Origin of the sequence: Streptomyces sp. DvalAA-43, from assembly GCF_900091725.1 — a bacterium.
GTDB classification, from domain to species: Bacteria; Actinomycetota; Actinomycetes; order Streptomycetales; family Streptomycetaceae; genus Streptomyces; species Streptomyces pulveraceus.
The window spans coordinates 423,706-441,481 of the sequence record NZ_FMBW01000043.1 but is presented as its reverse complement, the minus strand read 5'-3'; the positions used below and the strand labels follow the sequence as shown (position 1 = coordinate 441,481).

Annotated in this window: 10 protein-coding genes; 4 read left to right on the top strand and 6 right to left on the bottom strand. The window is 69.0% G+C overall.

Annotated features, from left to right (window positions below; translation table 11 throughout):
- Positions 1-80: 80 nt before the first annotated feature.
- Positions 81-308: a winged helix-turn-helix domain-containing protein gene (locus GA0115234_RS16605; protein ID WP_256088736.1), complete on the bottom strand. Its 228-nt coding sequence runs from the start codon at positions 306-308 to the stop codon at positions 81-83.
- Positions 309-466: 158 nt separating this feature from the next.
- Between GA0115234_RS16605 and GA0115234_RS16600 the strand changes: the two genes are divergently transcribed.
- The 3 genes from GA0115234_RS16600 (at position 467) to GA0115234_RS43440 (ending at position 1,807) form a co-directional block, all read left to right on the top strand.
- Positions 467-835, top strand: coding sequence for a hypothetical protein (locus GA0115234_RS16600; protein ID WP_093542312.1), 369 nt, complete (start codon positions 467-469; stop codon positions 833-835).
- 416 nt (positions 836-1,251) lie between these two features.
- The gene (locus GA0115234_RS16590) at positions 1,252-1,479 is read left to right on the top strand and encodes a hypothetical protein (RefSeq protein ID WP_176729182.1); all 228 of its coding nucleotides are present in this window, start codon (positions 1,252-1,254) and stop codon (positions 1,477-1,479) included.
- Positions 1,480-1,684: 205 nt separating this feature from the next.
- Complete coding sequence (locus tag GA0115234_RS43440; RefSeq protein ID WP_256088735.1) at positions 1,685-1,807, top strand: hypothetical protein; 123 nt, start codon at positions 1,685-1,687, stop codon at positions 1,805-1,807.
- Positions 1,808-1,891: 84 nt separating this feature from the next.
- On the opposite strand, the gene GA0115234_RS16585 is transcribed toward GA0115234_RS43440, so the two are convergent.
- From GA0115234_RS16585 to GA0115234_RS16575, 3 genes are all read right to left on the bottom strand, one after another.
- Positions 1,892-7,432: an Eco57I restriction-modification methylase domain-containing protein gene (locus tag GA0115234_RS16585; RefSeq protein ID WP_093542310.1), complete on the bottom strand. Its 5,541-nt coding sequence runs from the start codon at positions 7,430-7,432 to the stop codon at positions 1,892-1,894.
- Positions 7,433-7,484: 52 nt separating this feature from the next.
- Entirely contained in the window at positions 7,485-10,577 is a 3,093-nt protein-coding gene (locus GA0115234_RS42810; RefSeq protein WP_202553751.1) for a DEAD/DEAH box helicase, read from the bottom strand.
- A 161-nt stretch (positions 10,578-10,738) separates the two neighbouring features.
- The gene (locus GA0115234_RS16575; protein WP_093542308.1) at positions 10,739-12,082 is read right to left on the bottom strand and encodes a serine/threonine protein kinase; all 1,344 of its coding nucleotides are present in this window, start codon (positions 12,080-12,082) and stop codon (positions 10,739-10,741) included.
- Positions 12,083-12,645: 563 nt separating this feature from the next.
- On the opposite strand from GA0115234_RS16575, the gene GA0115234_RS16570 reads away from it, so the two are divergent.
- The gene (locus tag GA0115234_RS16570) at positions 12,646-14,922 is read left to right on the top strand and encodes a GmrSD restriction endonuclease domain-containing protein (protein WP_093542307.1); all 2,277 of its coding nucleotides are present in this window, start codon (positions 12,646-12,648) and stop codon (positions 14,920-14,922) included.
- A gap of 419 nt (positions 14,923-15,341) precedes the next feature.
- Here GA0115234_RS16570 and GA0115234_RS16565 read toward each other — a convergent pair whose 3' ends face one another.
- Together GA0115234_RS16565 and GA0115234_RS16560 are read right to left on the bottom strand one after the other, a co-directional pair.
- On the bottom strand, positions 15,342-16,871 hold the full coding sequence (locus GA0115234_RS16565) for a helix-turn-helix domain-containing protein (RefSeq protein ID WP_093542306.1): 1,530 nt from the start codon (positions 16,869-16,871) through the stop codon (positions 15,342-15,344).
- Between the two features lie 272 nt (positions 16,872-17,143).
- Positions 17,144-17,767 carry an RraA family protein gene (locus GA0115234_RS16560; protein ID WP_093542305.1) on the bottom strand — a complete coding sequence of 208 codons (624 nt, stop codon included), beginning with the start codon at positions 17,765-17,767 and terminating at the stop codon, positions 17,144-17,146.
- Between the last annotated feature and the right edge of the window lie 9 nt (positions 17,768-17,776).

The window sequence follows — 17,776 nt, the reverse complement described above, 5'->3', positions numbered from 1 at the left end:
GCGGGTGATCATCCGCCCCCGGCCCCGCCCACTTTACGTCCGAGGTCGGACAGTGGGTCCGGAATCGGCCGGGGTGGGGGTCAGCCGGCGGGGGGCAGTACGTCTACGACGTACGAGCCCTTTGCGGGGAGGGTCTCGACGAGTCCGCGCTCGCGCAGCTCTCGGACAGCGCGACGAACGGTTCCCGCGCTGACGTTGTAGACGTCCGCCAGTTCGCGCTCGTTCTCGACTCGTCCGCCCGGCGGGATCTCTCCAGCGCGGATGCGTCGCTCGATGTCGTTGGCTACCCGCTGCCATTCATAGATCACGTCTCCATCGTCTGTGCACACTGCGCAAGCCACACTTTGGGGAGCACACTGTGCACGCTGTGCACAGTGTGCTTAGGCTGGGTGTGCACACGAAAACGCCCCTGAGAGATCCGGCCTAGGGATCGCTCAGGGGCACACCGAAGATTGGAGCTTCGGCTATGCGAAACCTTATCGCCGCGCTGCTTGCGTGGCTGCTGGGCGTGCTGGCGCCTGGTTCAGGACGACGCGGGGTTGGCCCGCAGCCGACCGCCCCGACCTCCGTCCGGCGGCCGGAAGGAGTCGGCCCGACCGGCGCTCCGGCCCGACAACGCACGAGGGCACGCGCCACCCGGCCGAGGTCCCCGTACGGGCTCGGGGAACGGCTCGCCGGGGAGGACAGCGCCCTCGTCCGCCCCTACCTCGTCGCGTACGAGTGGCAGGAGGAGCGTGCCCGGCAGCACCTGCGGCGGCTCAGCCTCGTGATGGCGGCGGACTTCGGTATCGACCTGGACGCCCGCGACGTGCACGCGGCGGGGGCGGCCTGGTGAGCGAGTCGACTCCCCGTACGCCCGCGCGGAAGCCGGTCCGCCTGTGCGTGCGCTGCTACCTCGTCACGGACGCACCCGTGGTCGTGGCCGAGGTGCACCAGAATTCCGGGCCCGGATGGAACATGTACGCGTGCCCGAGGTGCGCCCCCCCACTTCCCGCCGGTGCCGGACGTGATCGACCTCTTCCCGAGCGGGCGCGGCGGGGACCGGGACGGTGCCGAGTGAGTGCGCGCGGCGCGGTGACGGTGCTCGCCTTCCACCGTGGCTGGGCCGAGGCACTCCGCGTCGGCCCCGACACGTCCACGGCTCCGCCGGATACGCTGGCGGGGCCGACCCTGGAGGTCACCGTGACTACGTAGTCGATCCACTCCGACCCGCAGCCGATCCCGCGTACGCAGAACGCCGTCGCAGCCGCGTTGCCTGCTGCGCAGCGCATGGAGTTCTACCGCGAGATGGGTGAGGCGATCCCCGAGACGATCGGGGAGGTGCTCACGAACTGGTGGCTGGTCGTCCAGGTGGCAGGCGACCCGCAGACCGCGCGTACAACCGCTGCAGTGAAGGCGGGCACGGCCCCGGGGCGCTCGGCGTCCACGGTCATGCGGGAGCTGCGGGAGCTGCGGGAGCTGCGGGAGCGTGGGCGGTGAGTGCTGAGGATGACTGGTGAGAGGGTCCCGAGGAGGAAGACCCGCTGCCCCTCTCGCCACAGGTTGTAGAGGTTCTCTTCAGCCTCGACACTCCCGCCGACGTGATGTCGGCCGTCTCCTCCGTCATGGTCGAGATGCGCGAGGCGCTGGAACTGGGCGTACTTCCCCCAGTGGCCAGCCGCTCCCGGCAGCCCCCGGAGGGTATGTGTCGGCCATGCCGCGCGGCCTCGGCCTCGTCGAGTTCCACGAGACCGCTACGGAGAAGGGGGAGCGCGGGTTCCACCTCGCCCGCGTGATCAGGATCGACGACTATCCCGCCGAGTTCTGACCCCGCCCATGGTTCCGTAGCGCGGCCCGCTTGTCCGCCCCGTTCTCCCTGAGGGAGGCGGGGCGGACTGCGTTCGGGCCCGGCCTACTGCTCGGTGGACTCCGGCGGCTCCGTGTCCCCGGGCTCCCACCCGACGGCCCGCATCCGACGCGTGAACTCCGCGTGCGCGGCCCGCATTTCCTCGACCCGGTTGGCTTGGTACAGGGGCCCCTCGTACCCGTGGGGCACGTTCGCTTCGAGCGGGAAGTCCTCGTGGGAGCTGAGCTGCTTCCAGGCGTCCTTCGGCTGTCCGTACCCGTGCTGCTGGTGCGCCTTGGCGATACGCCGTCCCGTCGCGTCGAACCACATGTTCTCCTCGTACTGCTGAAGTACGGGGAACCGGGCGCGATACATGGCGACGAGCTCGTCGGCGCTGATGCCGAGCCAGACGGCTACGAGGGCGTCGATCTCCACGAGGGCGGCGCGGCGGGCGAACTCGCTCCGCAGTGGGGTGGACGAGGACCAATCCGGTGTCAGGCCGGGTGCGAGGGGGCCCAAAGCGATTGGCCAGACGCCAGCTGCCCATGAATCGTCTGCCCAGCGAGGGGCGTGCAGCATGGACCAGAGCCGTGCGTAGGCATTGGTTTGGCAATTTAGCCGCAAGGTTCGCAGGAGCAGTGCTGGTTCCAGGGGATGCCCCTGCGTCGGGGCCGGCATGACCTGCGCCTCGCCCACCTGGAGATCTGAGCGCCCAGTGGCGCGCAGAAAGTAGTCGAGAGGCAGGGATGCCCAGAACCCGGCAACGAGAGCAGTTTCTCGTTCCGTCTGCAGCGACATGCTGTGGACCATGTGGACGTGAGCCGGTCCGGGGGGCATAAGCGAGGCAAAGAGGCTGCGCTCGGTGTTGGAGGCGATTTGGCGACGCCAGACCAAGCGAGTGAAGCGCGAGTAGGGCCGCGACGACCAAGCGTCGAGCAGTGCGCCTTGCTCGCCCTCGTCGGTATCGAGAGCACTCAACTGCGCCGCCACCCTCCCGTCTGCGAGCAGTTCTTGACGCAGCTCGATGTCTACCCACGTCCGCCGTGCCAGAGCCCCGAGGTACGCCTCGGTGGTGCAACTCGTGGGCTTCCGGTAGTTGGTACGCGGCACCTCGTCATCTGCAACAGCACTCGCAGCCCAGGGCTCCACTTCAAGGGAGGTGCGCGCCCCGTCGACCGGCCGCTTCGCGAAGGGCGTCGCGATACCGAAGAACGGTCCCTGAAGGATGACGTCGTTCCAGCTCTCCGCAGGGCCGGAGTCCCAGGTGAAATAGCCCGCAGTCCGGTCGTTCTTCTCGTGAAAGCCAGGGCTGATGCGGGGCTTCAGTGCACCGAGCCGATGCTGCCACCTGGCCAGGGCGGAGATGGCCGCTTCTTCGGACTCGGTGACGGGAAACAGCAACTTTGTTTCTTGAACAGGTGGTGGGTTTTCCTCCCCTGCCAGCTTCTGCCACTTGGCGAGTGTGGCCTGATTCACCGTGACCACGCGCTTCGCGTGCGGTCGGGTGTCCCACGTCCCCTCGTGCTTGATCCCTGGGGGCTCGCCTGAACCGTTGTGCCACACCGAGTGCGTGAGCACCAAGGGGTGGAAGAGCCAGCTGACGTGCTGGAACCGGATCTCACGCGAGGCGGCGTATACGTTCATGCTGAAGTGCGTTGTGTCGCTCACTGGGGGAGCGAAGAGCAATTTAGCGTTCACGAAGTCCGCGTGCAGCCGCAGGTGGCGATAGGCCGCTCGACGGAGCAGGGCTTCCTTCGCCCCAGTAAGGTGCGTAGCTGGGTGGATCAGCCCCGCCACCCCCCGAGTGCCGGTGGCGCGCCACACGAGCAGCATGAACGCCCGATACAGATCAGGCTGTGTTCCCACCAGCTCCGGATAGGTATCCACCGACGCCAAGTACCCCGACACGGCAGCCGAATCCGCCAGTTCCCCCAGGAACGCCGACCGGGCCGCCTCCCCGCCCAGCACATCCGCCTTGCGTTCCGCCCAAGCCTCGTTGCTCGGCTTTTCCGCCAGCTCGAACCACGGCTCGAACTCCGCGAGGACGCCGCTCTCCTTCCACTCCTGCTTGACCCACGGCGGGTTCCCCACCATCAAGTCGAACCCACCCCCCGCAAACACATGCGCGAAGTCCAGCTCCCAGTGCAGGAACCCCCGCTCCCTCGCGATCCGCACCGCCGTCCCGTGCCACGGGAACAGGTCTCCCAGGCTCAGGAAGTCCACCCAGCCCGAGATCTCGGTCATCTTGTCGTCGAGGGACCGCTCGAACGCGTCCAGGCCCTTGAGCCCGTTGACCTTCGGCATCTCGAACAGCGAACCGGCATCCTTCCCCGGCTCCACGTCAACCCGGCCGACGACCGACTCCGCGAACTCGATCCACTCGTCCAGGTTCCGCAACGCCACCTTCCGGTCCATGGCGCCCTTGCCGAGCTTCTTCAGGTCCTGCGCCCCGTTGAAGTAGTCCGGCGCCGTGCCGTCCAGGAGCGCGACCTCCTCCAGCGGCCAGAACCACAGCGCGCACCACGCGTCCATGACCTGCTTCAGCCGCCAGTACGGGCTGCCCGGCGCCTCCAGCGCCTCAAGCACGGCCTCCCGGTCCATCACCGGCGCCGACCGCTTGCCGTCCCCCTCCGCACCCCACACCGGGATGTCACGCGAGATCTCCTGCTCCGACAGCTCAAGCCGCAGCCGGACCAGGCCCCACAGGTACTCCACCCGCTCGGCCAGCGCCCGCAGGCGGCCCGTCTGCCCGTAAGAGCCGTCGTCCGCGTTCGTACCGGCCGCCGAAGAGGCGACACGCTTGGCGGGCGCGGGCGCGGGCGCGGGCGCGGCGTCAGCGGCCGACGCCGCCGCGAAGTCGAAGCCCGACTGCTCCCAGATGTCCAGGCCCAGGTCCAGTGCCCCCTGCCCGGTCCGTTCCTCCCGCTTCAGGACGGTCGCCTGGCTCGTCGCTGCCTTCCCCGAAGCGAAGGCCGAAACCGAGGCCGACGCCCTCTTCTCACCCTTCGGCGCCCGCCGCATCGCCGAGCGCCACTTCCGCATCGCCTCGATGAGCGACGGGTCCAGCCACTCCGCCACCGCCCCCGCCACCACGCTCTTCCCGGTGGCCTTCCGCACCGACACCGAGTCGCCGACCGAGCCCCACCCGAGCGCCGGCAGCAGGAACTGGTGCACCGGCCGGTGCACGCCGTTGCCCCCCAGCGCCTCCGTCAGCGGGACCGCCTTCGGCGCCTGGCGGCCGGAGGACTTCAGCCAGCCGCCGTCACCCAGCGACTTCCCCGGGTACACCTTGCGCGCCGCGCCGATCAGCGAGTTGCCCCGGTGGAGGTGCAGCCCGTACCAGGGCGCCCGCATCCCCGGGTACATGGTGTTGAGCCACAGCGAGATCTCCGCCAGCTCCACCGCGGTCCTGTTGAGGTCGACACCGTACGCGTTGTGGAGGGCGATGTACGCCTTGGCCTTCTGGAACTCGCGCGGGTACTCCTCCGGGTCGATCTGCTCGCCCCGCTCCTTCTGCGCCAGCTTCAGATACAGCTCGGCCAGCTGGTTGACTGCCTCGTTCAGGAACGCGCCGGAGCCGAGAGCGGGCTCGCACACCCGCCAGCGCAGCACCTCCGCCGCCGCGACGCCGGACTTCTCCGGTTCGCGCGGGTCGATGCGCCCCTCGTCGTCGAGGCGGAAGCGCAGTGTCTGCTCAACCGTCGCCCGGGTCAGGGACTCCGGTGTGTAGTACGAGGCACTGGTCTGCCGGTCCCGGCCGGCCAGCCGGTACACGTACGAACCGACCTCGTGCACCACCGAGTCGGGCACGCCCGTCTCAGGGTTGACGGCGTCCTCCTTGACGAAGACGCTGTCGCCCGGCGCGTCCGAGTAGAGTCCGCTGCGGACCTGGTCGGTCGTGATCAGCCAGGACCCGCCCTCCGGGTTGCCGCCCTTGGCGACCTCGTACATCGGCTTTTCGGCGATGAAACCGGTGTACGACATCAGGCCCTCGTACACCGCGCCGAGGTGGTTGATGCTGAGGTTGGCGTAGCTGATGAACCCGCCCCGGCCCTTGCCCTTGCCCTCGACCAGGGTCAGATGGCGCAGGACCTGGTGCAGCACCTTGTTGCGCAGGCGCAGGTCCAGGGGGGTCGCCGGGGCCGGTGAGCCGTCGCGACGGGTCGGTTCCGGGTAGTCGATCCGCTGCCCGACCAGCTTTATCGAGGTGGGGTCGAAGAGCCGTGAGCGCAGCGCCTCGATGCGTACGCTCTCGTGGCCGTCGTCCTCGGCCAGCTCCGGGGCCTCCTCGACGGGCGCGCTCCGGTCGGTGACCGTGTTCGCCACCGGGTGGCCGCTGAACACCTTCTCGAAGAGCAGGGAGAGGGACTCGTGGAAGTGGAACCCGTCGCGGGACGCGCTGCCCAGCTTCTCCTGGACCACGAGCTCACGCAGCCGGGCCACGCTGTATCCGGAGGCGTACGCCTCGCTCTTCACCGGCAGGATGTCGAGCTCGGGCCGGGCCTCGGCGTACAGCAGGAACAGGATGCGGTACAGGTAGCGCAGCGACTCCTCGGTGAGCAGGCGCGGCAGGTCACCGCGCTCCGGCAGGGCGCCGGGCAGCCACTCCGGCAGGTCATCCGGGTGGACCCCGAACTCCCTGCGCGCCCGCCCGAGCACCTCGTTCGCGATGAGCTGGACGGACTTCTGGAGGCCGACGCGGAGTTCCGCGGTCACGCCCACCGAGTGGTCCCGGGACTCGGCGACCAGCTTGGCGATCTCGTCGTCCGAGCCGTCCTCGGCCGGGCGCAGGGACGAGGCCGCGAAGACCGCCGCGATCAGGTCGATCTCGTTGGCCCTGGCCCCCTTGGCCGCCTTGCGGGGGAGGGCGGTGTCCAGGTTCACGGCGAGGTAGCGGCCACGGGAGAACTGCTGCTTGTCCGCGAGGATCAGCACCCCGCCGAACAGCAGCAGCGCGTAGCGCGGGGCGTTGTCCGCGTTCAGCACCCAGGAGGCCAGCTCGCGGACGGTCGTCAGGGTCTTCGAAGCCGAGAGACGAACCGGTGCGGCGAGGAGGTTCGCCGGGCCGTCGCCGCGTGTGGCGTCCAGGTCCTCGGCGAAACCACCGGCCAGGACGACGACGCCGGGCTCCGAGTGGGCCACGGGCACGGCGATCGGACCGGTCGGGGTGCGGGCGGTGAAGTGCCCGGGGCGCGGGACGAAGTCCAGCGCCTTCAGCAGGCGTTCGTGCCAGCCGTCCAGCGCGCCCCGCCACGCGCCCTCGGGTGTGCTGTCGGCCTCGGCCTCGGGCTCCTGCAGCGGCTGGAAGGCCGGCGGTTCCGTGTCCGGGCCGACCGCCTTCAGCACGGCCGCGGCCGCCGCCTGCGCGGCGACGGCCGGTGCGTACGGCAGCCCGTTGTACTTCTCGGCGTCCGGCGCGAGCACGGCCCGGACGTCCATGTAGGGGCGGGTCAGATCGCGAAGCTTCTGCCGGGGCGTGGCCTCACCCTGGCGTTCGCGCGCCGACCACTGCTTGAGGGGGCCGCTCGCGAGCTGCTTCGGCAGGATGTCGTCCAAGTAGAAGGACGGGAAGTACTCGCGCTCGTTGATCAGGGAGTCGAACGTCACGCCTGCTGCTCCTGCTCGCTGTTCATGGTGGGGAGGTCGAGGGGGCGAGGGCTCATGCGCCGGGCTCCAGCACGGCCAGGACCCGGATCATCGGCTCGCCCGAGGTCCGCAGCCGGGCGGCCGCCCCGGCCAGGCGGTCCGCCGCCTCGTCGCGGGTGGAGCGGGTGAAGCCCGGAAGCAGTTCCTGCCGCCAGTCGTTGACCTGCTTCTCGTACGCGTGCAGCGGGGCGTCGACCTCCCGGTCGGCGATCTCGCGCAGACCGTCGAGTTCGCGGCGGGTCACGGCCACCGCCTCCGGGACCAGCCGCTGAAGGTTCTCCAGGGAGCCCGGGGTGTAGTGGTCGGGCATGTCCGGGCCGATGCCCAGTTCGGCGAGCAGCTGCGGCGTGAGCTCCCGGACGCGTGGCTCCCGCCCGTCGAGCCGGTCGATCGCGCGCCAGGCGACCAGGGTCGGGCGGCCCTCGGCGTTGGACCACACGCCCTGGGTGAGGACCACCGGCGAGGAGGCGCGGGCGGGGTCGACCTGGAGGACCTGGGCCTGCTGACGGCCGAGCTGGACGAGCACCTTGTCGGTGATCCACTCGACGACCGGGTGGAGCTCGCCGACGTAATGGGCGTCCGGCCACAGGGAGGTCGAATTCGAGTCCTCCCGTGCTCTCTTGAGGGAGTCGGCCGCGTCCTCACGGCTGAAGGTCAGCTTCATCCGGCGGGCGATGTTCTGGTCGCGCAGATAGCCGGACGGCAGGACGTCGAGCCGGTCGGCCAGGTCCTCGGGGGTGTCGAAGCTCAGGTCGGTGCCGTGGAAGGTGGCGTCGAGACGGAGGGACTCCAGCCGGGCGAGCTCCTCCAGCCCGGTGCGTACGTACAGGAGGCGGTTGCGCTCCGGTGCGGTGTCGAAGAGGCGCAGTTCGTCCACGGTCGGCACGCCCGGCTCCTCCGGAGCCGGTCCCCGGCCGTCCTGCGCCGGGACGGGCTCGTCCTGCGCGTCGGACCCGTAGTCGTCCAGGTCCATGTCCAGATCGAAGTCGAAGTCGGCGTCGAAGCCCGTGCCCGGGCCCGCGCCGTCTTCGTCCGCCGGTGCGGGGCCGGTGCCGAACTCGCTCATCGTCCGCCGGGCGACGGGGAACTCCTCGCCGAGACCCCCGCCCTGGGCAAGGGCCTCCACATCGACGGCCTCCAGGTCTGCGACCGCCTCCTCCGGAGGGGCCTCGCGGAGCAGCGCCTCCATCACGCGGCGCTCCTCCTTGTCCCAGTCGTCCTCCCGCGTGGCGGCCTCCACCGCACCGAGCACCTCGTGGACCCGGGCCTCGCGGGCGAGGACCTTCTCCGCGACGGTCCGGTCGTCCAGGGCGCCCTCGACCTCGCTTCGCAGGATCAGCGCCCGGAACTCCGGGTTCTCCGTCTGCCCGTAACGGTCGATGCGGCCGTTGCGCTGCTCGACGCGGATCAGGCTCCAGGGAAGGTCCCAGTGGACGAGGTGGTGGCACTGACGGTGCAGGTTGACACCCTCGGAGGCGCCGTCGCCGGTCAGCAGCAGCCGTACGTCGCTGCCGGCCCGCGCGAACTCGTCCACGTAATCCATCTGGACCGTGTCCGAGACCTCGCTGTGCATCACCTTGACGGCTGCCTCGCCGTCCTCACGCTTTCGCCAGCCCAGCAGCGCGGGCAGCACCGTCCCGAGCCAGTTGAGGGTCTCGCGGCGCTCGGAGAACACGACCGCGCGGGTCCGGCCGCCCGGACTGACCCCGATCTTCCGGAGGTAGGAGACGAGGGCGGCGAGCTTGGCCGTGGCTGTGGGACCGGGTCCGGCCGTCGAAGCCCGCTCGATCTCGCGGGCGAGCTCCGTCAGCCGTACCAGCGAGGCGACCTCCGGCACCGGCGAGTGCGCCTCGGCGCCGGTCAGCGGCGGATCGGTGACGTGCTTGTGGCCCTCGGGGAGGGCGTGACCCAGGCCGGACAGCTTCTTGCGGGCCGTCGCGAACAGCGCCCGGTGCGAGGACAGGAAGGACTTCAGCAGCACGTACGGGAAGAGATGATCGGCTCCGTGCGGGTCCGGGCTCCCGAGCCAGCTCGCGGTCAGCTCGGCGAAGACGCGCTCCTCCAGCTCGCCCGCCGCGCACGGGATCGGCTCCGACGCACCGCGAGGCGCCCAGGAGTCGTGCAGCGCCTTGGCCACCTCCGTGCTCACCTTCGTACGGCGCAGCATGAGGTGGTGCAGCTCCGACGCCTTCGGGTGCTGCTCGTCCTTGACCGCCATCGGGTCCAGCAGCCGGACCAGACCGGTGAAGTCCCGCATCACACCGTTGTGCGGGGTGGCGCTCGCGAGGACCAGCGCGTCCGTCTGCTTCGCGAGCAGCTCGGCCAGCACCCGGCGGTCGCTGCCCCGGTTGATCAGGTTGTGGGATTCGTCGATCACGACGGCGTCCCACTCGATGCCCTGGAGCCAGGTCCCGTAACGCTTGGCGTTCTTCAGGGTGTCCATCGAGATGATGACGCGCTTGTAGTACGTGAACGGGTTCCGGCCGACGGGGATCTTCCGCTCGATCCGGGAGATGCCGACACTGTCCAGGCGGACGAGGGGCAGCGAGAAGCGGGTCCACATCTCGTGCTGGAACTGCTCCAGCACCGGCGCCGGAGTGACCACGAGAATGCGCTCCCCGCGCCCCCGGCGGATCAGCTCGCCCAGCAGGATGCCGATCTCCAGGGTCTTGCCCAGGCCGACCACGTCACCGATCAGCAGGCGCGGCCGCAGCGGGTTCGCGAGCGCCTTCTCGGCCGGGCGCAGCTGGTAGTCCATGCGATCCAGCAGGAAGCCCTCGGTGAGCGCGAGGCGGCGTTCGATCTGGGGGAGCGGGGTCTTGCGCAGCACGGCCTCCAGGAACAGCCGGCTGAGACGGAAGCTCTCGGATCCGTCGTGGACGAGTCGGGTGTTCTCGGGGCGCAGGACGCGCGGCATGCCGTCGAGCGAGGTCAGGAAGCGCGCCCGGTGCCCGCGCACCAGCTCGGAGGCGCCGGTGGCCTCGATCACGACCTCGCCGGAGGGGGTCCGGCCGCTGCTGCGGACCAGCCACTCCTCGTCCCGTACCTCGATCACCGTGCCCGCGGGGGGTGGGCCCGAGGAGAGTTCGGACGCTGCGTCGGGCATGGCGGGTGCTTCCTTTCGACGGGCCGGCGGGACGCGCGCCGGACCCGGGCACGTACGAGGTTCTGTTTCTACCGGTGAGGAGGGGGCTGCGGGGCCCTTTGAAGCCTAGACGGCCTGGGAACGCTGCTTGCCCCAGGCCCGGTGGCTGCCCGTGCTGCCGGTCAGAGGCGTCCGCTGTGCGCGTACGCCCTGCGCAGATCCTCCGCGGCACGCAGGGCGAGCGGCGGCACCACCTCGGACTCGGGCGCCGCGTGCGGTTGCGGGGGTGCCAGGTCGTAGCTGGTCACCCCAGGCTGCGCCGGCACCGGCGCGACGGCTTCCGGAGCCGGCTGCGCCGCGGGGTCCACCACGGTCGGCACGTATCCGGCGGGACCGGGCGCGGGCTCGGCAGCCGGGGCGAGGGGCGCCGGGACCTGCGCCTCGGCCTCCAGGAACTCGTCGAACAGGTCGGGTGCCCATGGGCTGTCCGGAGCGCCCCCGTCGTCCACGGCCTGCTGGGCCGCCTGCCGGACCCCGGGGTCCGGCAGATCGGACAGCGCCCGCGCGGGGAGCTCGGGTATCAGCCCGGACTCCGCCACCAGGCTCCGCAGCTGGTCCGCGGCGGCCTCTTCCGTCAGCCCGTGATCGATGAGCAGCTGGCGGAGGTCGCTCGCGATCTCGTCCAGGGACGGCCGCTGCTCCGCCGTCTGTACGAGAATCCGGCCCAGCAGCGGCAGGCACGGCCCGTACACACCGTCCCACTTCGGGGCGGTGGGCATGGGACCGTACGGGTACGGCGGCCGCTTCGTGGCAGCGAAGAAGAGCACGGCCCCCAGCGAGTAGATGTCCGCCGGCTCCGTGACGTGCTTGGCGTCCCTCGCCTGCTCCAGAGACATGTAGGACGGGGTGCCGAAGCCGGTACCCGTCTTCGTGAGAGCCGCGTCGCTGTCCCGCTCCGTGAGCACGGCGAGACCGAAGTCGAGCACGACGGGACCGTCCGGGCCGACGGCGATGTTGCCCGGCTTGAGGTCGCGGTGCAGCAGCTTGGCGCCGTGGATCGCGCGCAGCGCGTCGACCAGGGCGAGTCCGAGCGCCCCGTACGGTCCCACGGCCAGCGGGCCGCAGGCGTGGACGAGCTTGTGGAGGGTCGGGCCGTGGACGTAGTCCATGGCCAGCCAGGGCTGTTCGGCCTCGGCATCGGCGCCGAGCAGCGCCGGGACCCGGGCGCTGGCGACCGTACGCATCGTCTCGATCTCCTGCGCGAACCGAGCCCTGGTCTCCTCCTCGGAGTGCTCGGAACTGTCCCGCAGCTTCGACGGCTTGATGACCTTCACCGCCGCCAGCACCGGCTGCGCCGACTCGTCCAGCTCCGTCAGGTGATACCCGGCCTCCAGCTCGGGACCCAGATGCTCCAGCGGGAGCCTGCGCCCGAGGTAGGTGCGGCCCATTCCGCCCTGGCCGAGCACGGCGAGCAGTTCGAACGGGCCGAGTAGCGCCGGGTCCGTCTCCTCGTTCAGCTCGTACACGGCCGTGCCCCCACCCCTATCGAACCTGATCGTGCTGTTGTCGGCGGTGCGGGCGGTCCCGGAGGAGCCGGACGCACGGGGAGGCCGCGTCCGGCCGACGGCGTACGCGGATGCGGACAGTCTAGGACGGGCGGCCGCGTCTTCTGCTGGGGCTGAAGCAGGTCAGGGAGGTGAGCGGCTGGATCGGACTGTACGCTGGCTGAGAACCGACGTGCGAGCCCTGCGCATGGGACGCCCCGCTGCGATCGGGGCAGGCAACCCCGGACACCCCGCAGGGATGTCGACGTGAGGGTTACTCGTTGCCGCGTCCGTCGATTCGGTACCGCGGTCCGCGAAACGTTCGTGCGATGTCCTCTCGACGAGATCGCGTGACGCACGACGAGGCTCATCCCCGTGACCCCTCAAGATTGGCCTAGTTGGGTCCCGCTGCCGTGAATTCGTCCTTGTGGGGAGCGCCGTTGGCCCTGCGCTGTGGTGTACCCGCGTGGTAGAAGTCTGATGCTGTTCCCACGCTCTGGTCGTTCCGCCGGCCAGTTGCCTTCGGGCGTTAGGAGCCCTCGGCTGTGCCACCCACTTTGTATCGCGACACCGGTTACACGCTCCGGCATCTGATCGAGAACATCGAAGGCGGCCGTATCGGACTCCCCGACATCCAACGCCCGTTCGTCTGGTCCGCGGCGAAGACCCGCGATCTCTTCGACTCGATGTATCGGGGCTACCCGATCGGCACCCTGATGTTCTGGGAGACAGGCGCTGAGGTGGGGACGCGACAGATCGGAACGGAAGCCGGTGATCGGGCGCCTCAGCTGTTGGTTGTTGACGGGCAGCAGCGGCTCACCGCCCTGTTCGCTGTCCTCACTGGGCGCAAGATCGTCACTAAGTCTTTCGACGAGATCAACGTTCGCATCGCGTTCCATCCAGAGGACCAGACGTTCGAGGTCACGGACGCGGCGATCGAGCGCGACGCGCACTTCATTCCGGACATCACCGCGCTATGGGCCCAGGGCGGTTACAAACCCACCGTCCGGCAGTTTTTCCAGCGGCTCGAACAGGCCATCGGCCAGCCCTTGTCGGACGCTGCCAAGGATGAGCTCGAAGAACGCGTAGATAGGGTCCGGGACCTGCACGAGTTCCGCTTCCAGGTTGTGGAGTTGGGTGCTTCGGCCAACGAGGAGCAGGTCGCCGACATCTTTGTGCGCATCAACTCCGAAGGCGTGAAGCTCAACCAGTCCGACTTCATTCTCACCCTGATGTCAGTGCATTGGGAGAAGGGCCGCCGCCAGCTCGAAGGCTTCAGTCGCGGCGCGGTGATAGCAGGACTCCCCGGTCCGAGCCCTCGAAATGCCTTTCTGGACCCTAGCCCAGACCAACTGTTGCGCGTAGCTGTCGCTGTCGCCTTCAGGCGCGCCCGGCTGCAGCATGTCTACAGCGTCCTACGAGGCAAGGATCTTGAAACCGGCAAGGTCACCGCCACTCGACGGCAGGAGCAGTTCAACCGCCTCGCCCAAGCACACACGAAGGTCCTGGACCTGACCAGCTGGCACGAGTTCTTCCAGTGCGTCACGGCAGCCGGCTTCCGCAGTCGCAAGATGATCACCTCCGACAATGCCCTGCTGTACAGCTACACGATCTGGCTGATCGGGCGCCACGACTTCGGACTGCCGGTCGATGAACTCCGTCCCGTGATCGCACGGTGGTTCTTCATGGCGCACACCACCGGCCGATACTCCAACTCGCCGGAGTCACAGATGGAGTTTGACCTGGGACGGATTGGCAGTCTGCTGCCAGGTGACGGCCGAGCCTTCACCGCGGAACTCGACCGGATCATCGCTGCGAACTTCACCGGCGACTACTGGGACATCTCCCTCCCGAACCGGCTGGACACATCCTCATCGCGTTCACCAGTGCTGTTCGCCTACCAGGCGGCGCTCAATATCCTCGACGCCGAAATGCTCTTCAGCGACCAACGAATCCGTGATCTGCTGGACCCTTCAGTCCAGCCCGCCAAGGCTGTCGGCCGGGACAACCTGTTCCACCGCAAGGCGCTCGCCGGAATGGGTATCACGGACCGGCGCCAAGTCAATGCCATCGCCAACATGGCCTACGTGACGTGGCCGGCGGACGAGCTGCCCAACACCGACGCACCACGCGACTACTGGCCGAGGATCACGTATGCGATGGACCCGAAGGTGCTCGAGCGGCAGGTGCGGTGGCACGCGCTCCCGGTCGGCTGGGAACAGCTTGACTATTTCACCTTCCTGGAACGGCGGCGCCGGCTAATCGCCAAAGTCGTGCGGGAAGCGTTCGAAACCCTCACAGGGGAACGCCCTGTGTATGTTCCAACCACCCCGGCCGACATGATCGCCGCCGGCGAGTCCCAGGGCACCGAGTTCAAGGCTAGCGCCCGCTGGAACGTCCATAACCGAGAGGCCGACAAGTCGCTACGGCATAACATCGTCAAGGCCGTCTGCGGCTTCCTGAACGGCGAGGGCGGAAACCTGTATGTCGGCGTCGCTGACGACGGGACCGTCCTCGGCATCGAGAACGACCTCACCACTCTGGAGTCGCAGGCCAGCATCGACGGGTACGAGCTCTTCGTGCGCCAACTTCTCGACAACAGCCTGTCGACCTCGACAGCGACCACCGTCCGCGTACGCTTCCCCGAGATTTCCGGCAATGTCGTCTGTCAGATCAGCGTTGCTGCAGCAGGCAAGCCGGTTTTCGCCAAGCCCGCCAAGGGTGGCAACGGCGCCACCGACTTCTGGGTCCGGGTCGGCAACGCCACCAAGCAACTCCACGGCGATGACCTCTTGCGCTACCAGGAGGAACACTGGGGATGAGCGTCCTCATGGTCAGCCCGCCGATCGGAGGGGAAGCGCCTGGAGCTTGTCTCTGGTGTAGTCCACGGTCTGCGCACTGCTGAGGCGTCTCCAAACGGCAACCACAGGCTGTTAGTTCAGAGGTTCTGAACGCCAGCAAGCCGGCAAGGCGAGGAGGTGGATCAAGCCGATCGTGACAACAGCACTCGGCCACAGCGTTCTGACCTCTACTCGATCGAATGACAGGGAAAGTTTTGCCGTGGACGGACCTGTCGTTCGACACCGAGATGGCGGCCGACGTCGTGGCGCGAGTGCGGGAGGCTGATCGCGTCGAGCCCCGGCCAAAGTCCCAGAAAAGTCCCAGAGGTGCCACCGCAGCCTCTCTGGCCTTGCATTTATGCAGGTCAAGAGGGGTGCGGTGGAACTTTTCCGGAGGCGCCTCAGATGTCCCGGAAGATCTCGATCTGTGCGCCCACCGAGTTGAGGCGCTCCGCGAGTTCCTCGTACCCGCGGTTGATGACGTACACGTTGCGCAGTACGGACGTGCCCTCGGCCGCCATCATGGCGAGCAGTACCACCACGGCGGGGCGCAGGGCGGGCGGGCACATCATTTCGGCGGCGCGCCAGCGGGTCGGGCCGTCGACCAGGACCCGGTGCGGGTCCAGGAGTTGGAGCCTGCCGCCGAGGCGGTTCAGGTCGGTGAGGTAGATGGCCCGGTTGTCGTAGACCCAGTCGTGGATGAGGGTCTGGCCGTGGGCCGATGCGGCGATCGCCGCGAAGAAGGGCACGTTGTCGATGTTGAGCCCGGGGAACGGCATGGGGTGGATCTTGTCGATCGGCGCCTCCAGTTTGGAGGGGCGGACCGTGAGGTCGACGAGCCGGGTGCGGCCGTTGTCGGCGGCGTACTCCGTCGTACGGTCGCAGTCGACGCCCATCTCCTCCAGTACCGCGAGTTCGATCTCCAGGAACTCGATCGGCACCCGGCGGATCGTCAGCTCGGACTCCGTCACCACGGCGGCGGCGAGGAGGCTCATCGCCTCGACCGGGTCCTCGGAGGGGGAGTAGTCGACGTCCACGTCTATGTGCGGAACTCCGTGCACGGTCAGGGTGGTTGTGCCGATGCCGTCCACGCGTATGCCCAGGGCCTCCAGGAAGAAGCAGAGGTCCTGGACCATGTAGTTGGACGACGCGTTGCGGATGACGGTCGTGCCGTCGTGCCGGGCGGCGGCCAGCAGGGCGTTCTCGGTGACGGTGTCACCGCGCTCGGTCAGCACGATGGGGCGGCCGGGGGTGACCGAGTGGTCGACCTGGGCGTGGTAGATCCCCTCGGTCGCGGCGATCTCCAGACCGAAGCGGCGCAGCGCGATCATGTGCGGCTCGATGGTGCGCGTACCGAGGTCGCAACCGCCCGCGTAGGGAAGTTTGAACCGGTCCATGCGGTGCAGCAGCGGACCGAGGAACATGATGATGGAGCGGGTCCGGCGGGCGGCGTCCGCGTCGATGGCGTCCATGTCGAGCCGGGCGGGCGGGACGATCTCCAGATCGGTTCCCTCGTTGATCCACCGGGTCCGCACGCCTATGGAGTTCAGCACCTCCAGGAGGCGGTAGACCTCTTCGATCCGGGCCACGCGGCGCAGTACGGTACGGCCCTTGTTGAGCAACGAGGCGCAGAGCAGGGCCACGCACGCGTTCTTGCTCGTCTTGACGTCGATGGAGCCCGAGAGCCGGCGACCGCCGACCACCCGCAGGTGCATGGGCCCGGCGTAGCCGAGCGACACGATCTCGCTGTCGAGTGCCTCACCGATGCGCGCGATCATCTCAAGGCTGATGTTCTGGTTGCCGCGCTCGATCCGGTTCACGGCGCTCTGGCTGGTGGCGAGCGCCTCGGCGAGCTGACTCTGTGTCCAGCCCCGATGCTGACGGGCGTCACGTATGAGCTTGCCGATGCGTACGAGGTAATCGTCTGACATGGCGAAAGGTTATCTCAGATATGAGATGAGGCATGCGCCGGGGTGTGGTGTTCGGGTGACGCCCGCGCGTGTCGGCACGGCAGTTGCAGGTCAGGCCGGTACGGCAAACATGTGTCCGGTGCGCGCCATGCGTTCCATGGTCCACCCGGACCGCCGCGACCGCGCGCGCTGTGCGTCCGTACGGGGGTGGGGGAGGTGAAGACGGCCGGGCGCCGGGCTCCTGGGGGTGGTGGTCTCCCCGGATCCGGCGCCCGGCCGTCGTTCTGCGGAGGTCAGTCCTCGAATCCGCCGCTGCGCAGGATGCCGTCGATGCGGGCGCGATGCGCCGCCTCCCACGCGTCGAGCGATTCGGCGGCCTCCTTGGCGGCCTTCGCCCGTGCGTCGAGGAGCACCTGCTCGTGCCCGGTGCGGGGTACGACCACGATGCCCTCTTCGTCCGCCACCACGATGTCGCCGGCGTCCACGTCCACACCGCCGCACCGCACCCGCCGGTTGAGCGGTTCGACGGCCTTCTTCGTTCCCGGGATCGGGATGACGCCCCTGGCGAAGACGGGGAATCCCATCTCGCGCACCTCCGCGAGGTCACGGATCACCCCGTCGGTCACGAACGCCGCGACGCCCCGGCGTCGGGCGACGGCGCAGACATTGCCGCCGGCGAGCGCGTAGTCCACATCACCGGACTCGACGACGATGACGGAACCGGGCTCCGCGCGATGGATGGCAGCGTGGAGCATGAGGTTGTCGCCCGGGGGGCACCGGACGGTGAACGCCGGGCCGGCCACGCGCGGGACCGAGGGCCACAGGGGCCGGATGCCGATGTCCATGACCTGCCCGCGCCCGAGGAGATCGGCGAGGGTGGTCGGGGAGACGTCCTTGAACCCGCTCTTGTCGTTCATGTTCCTCCA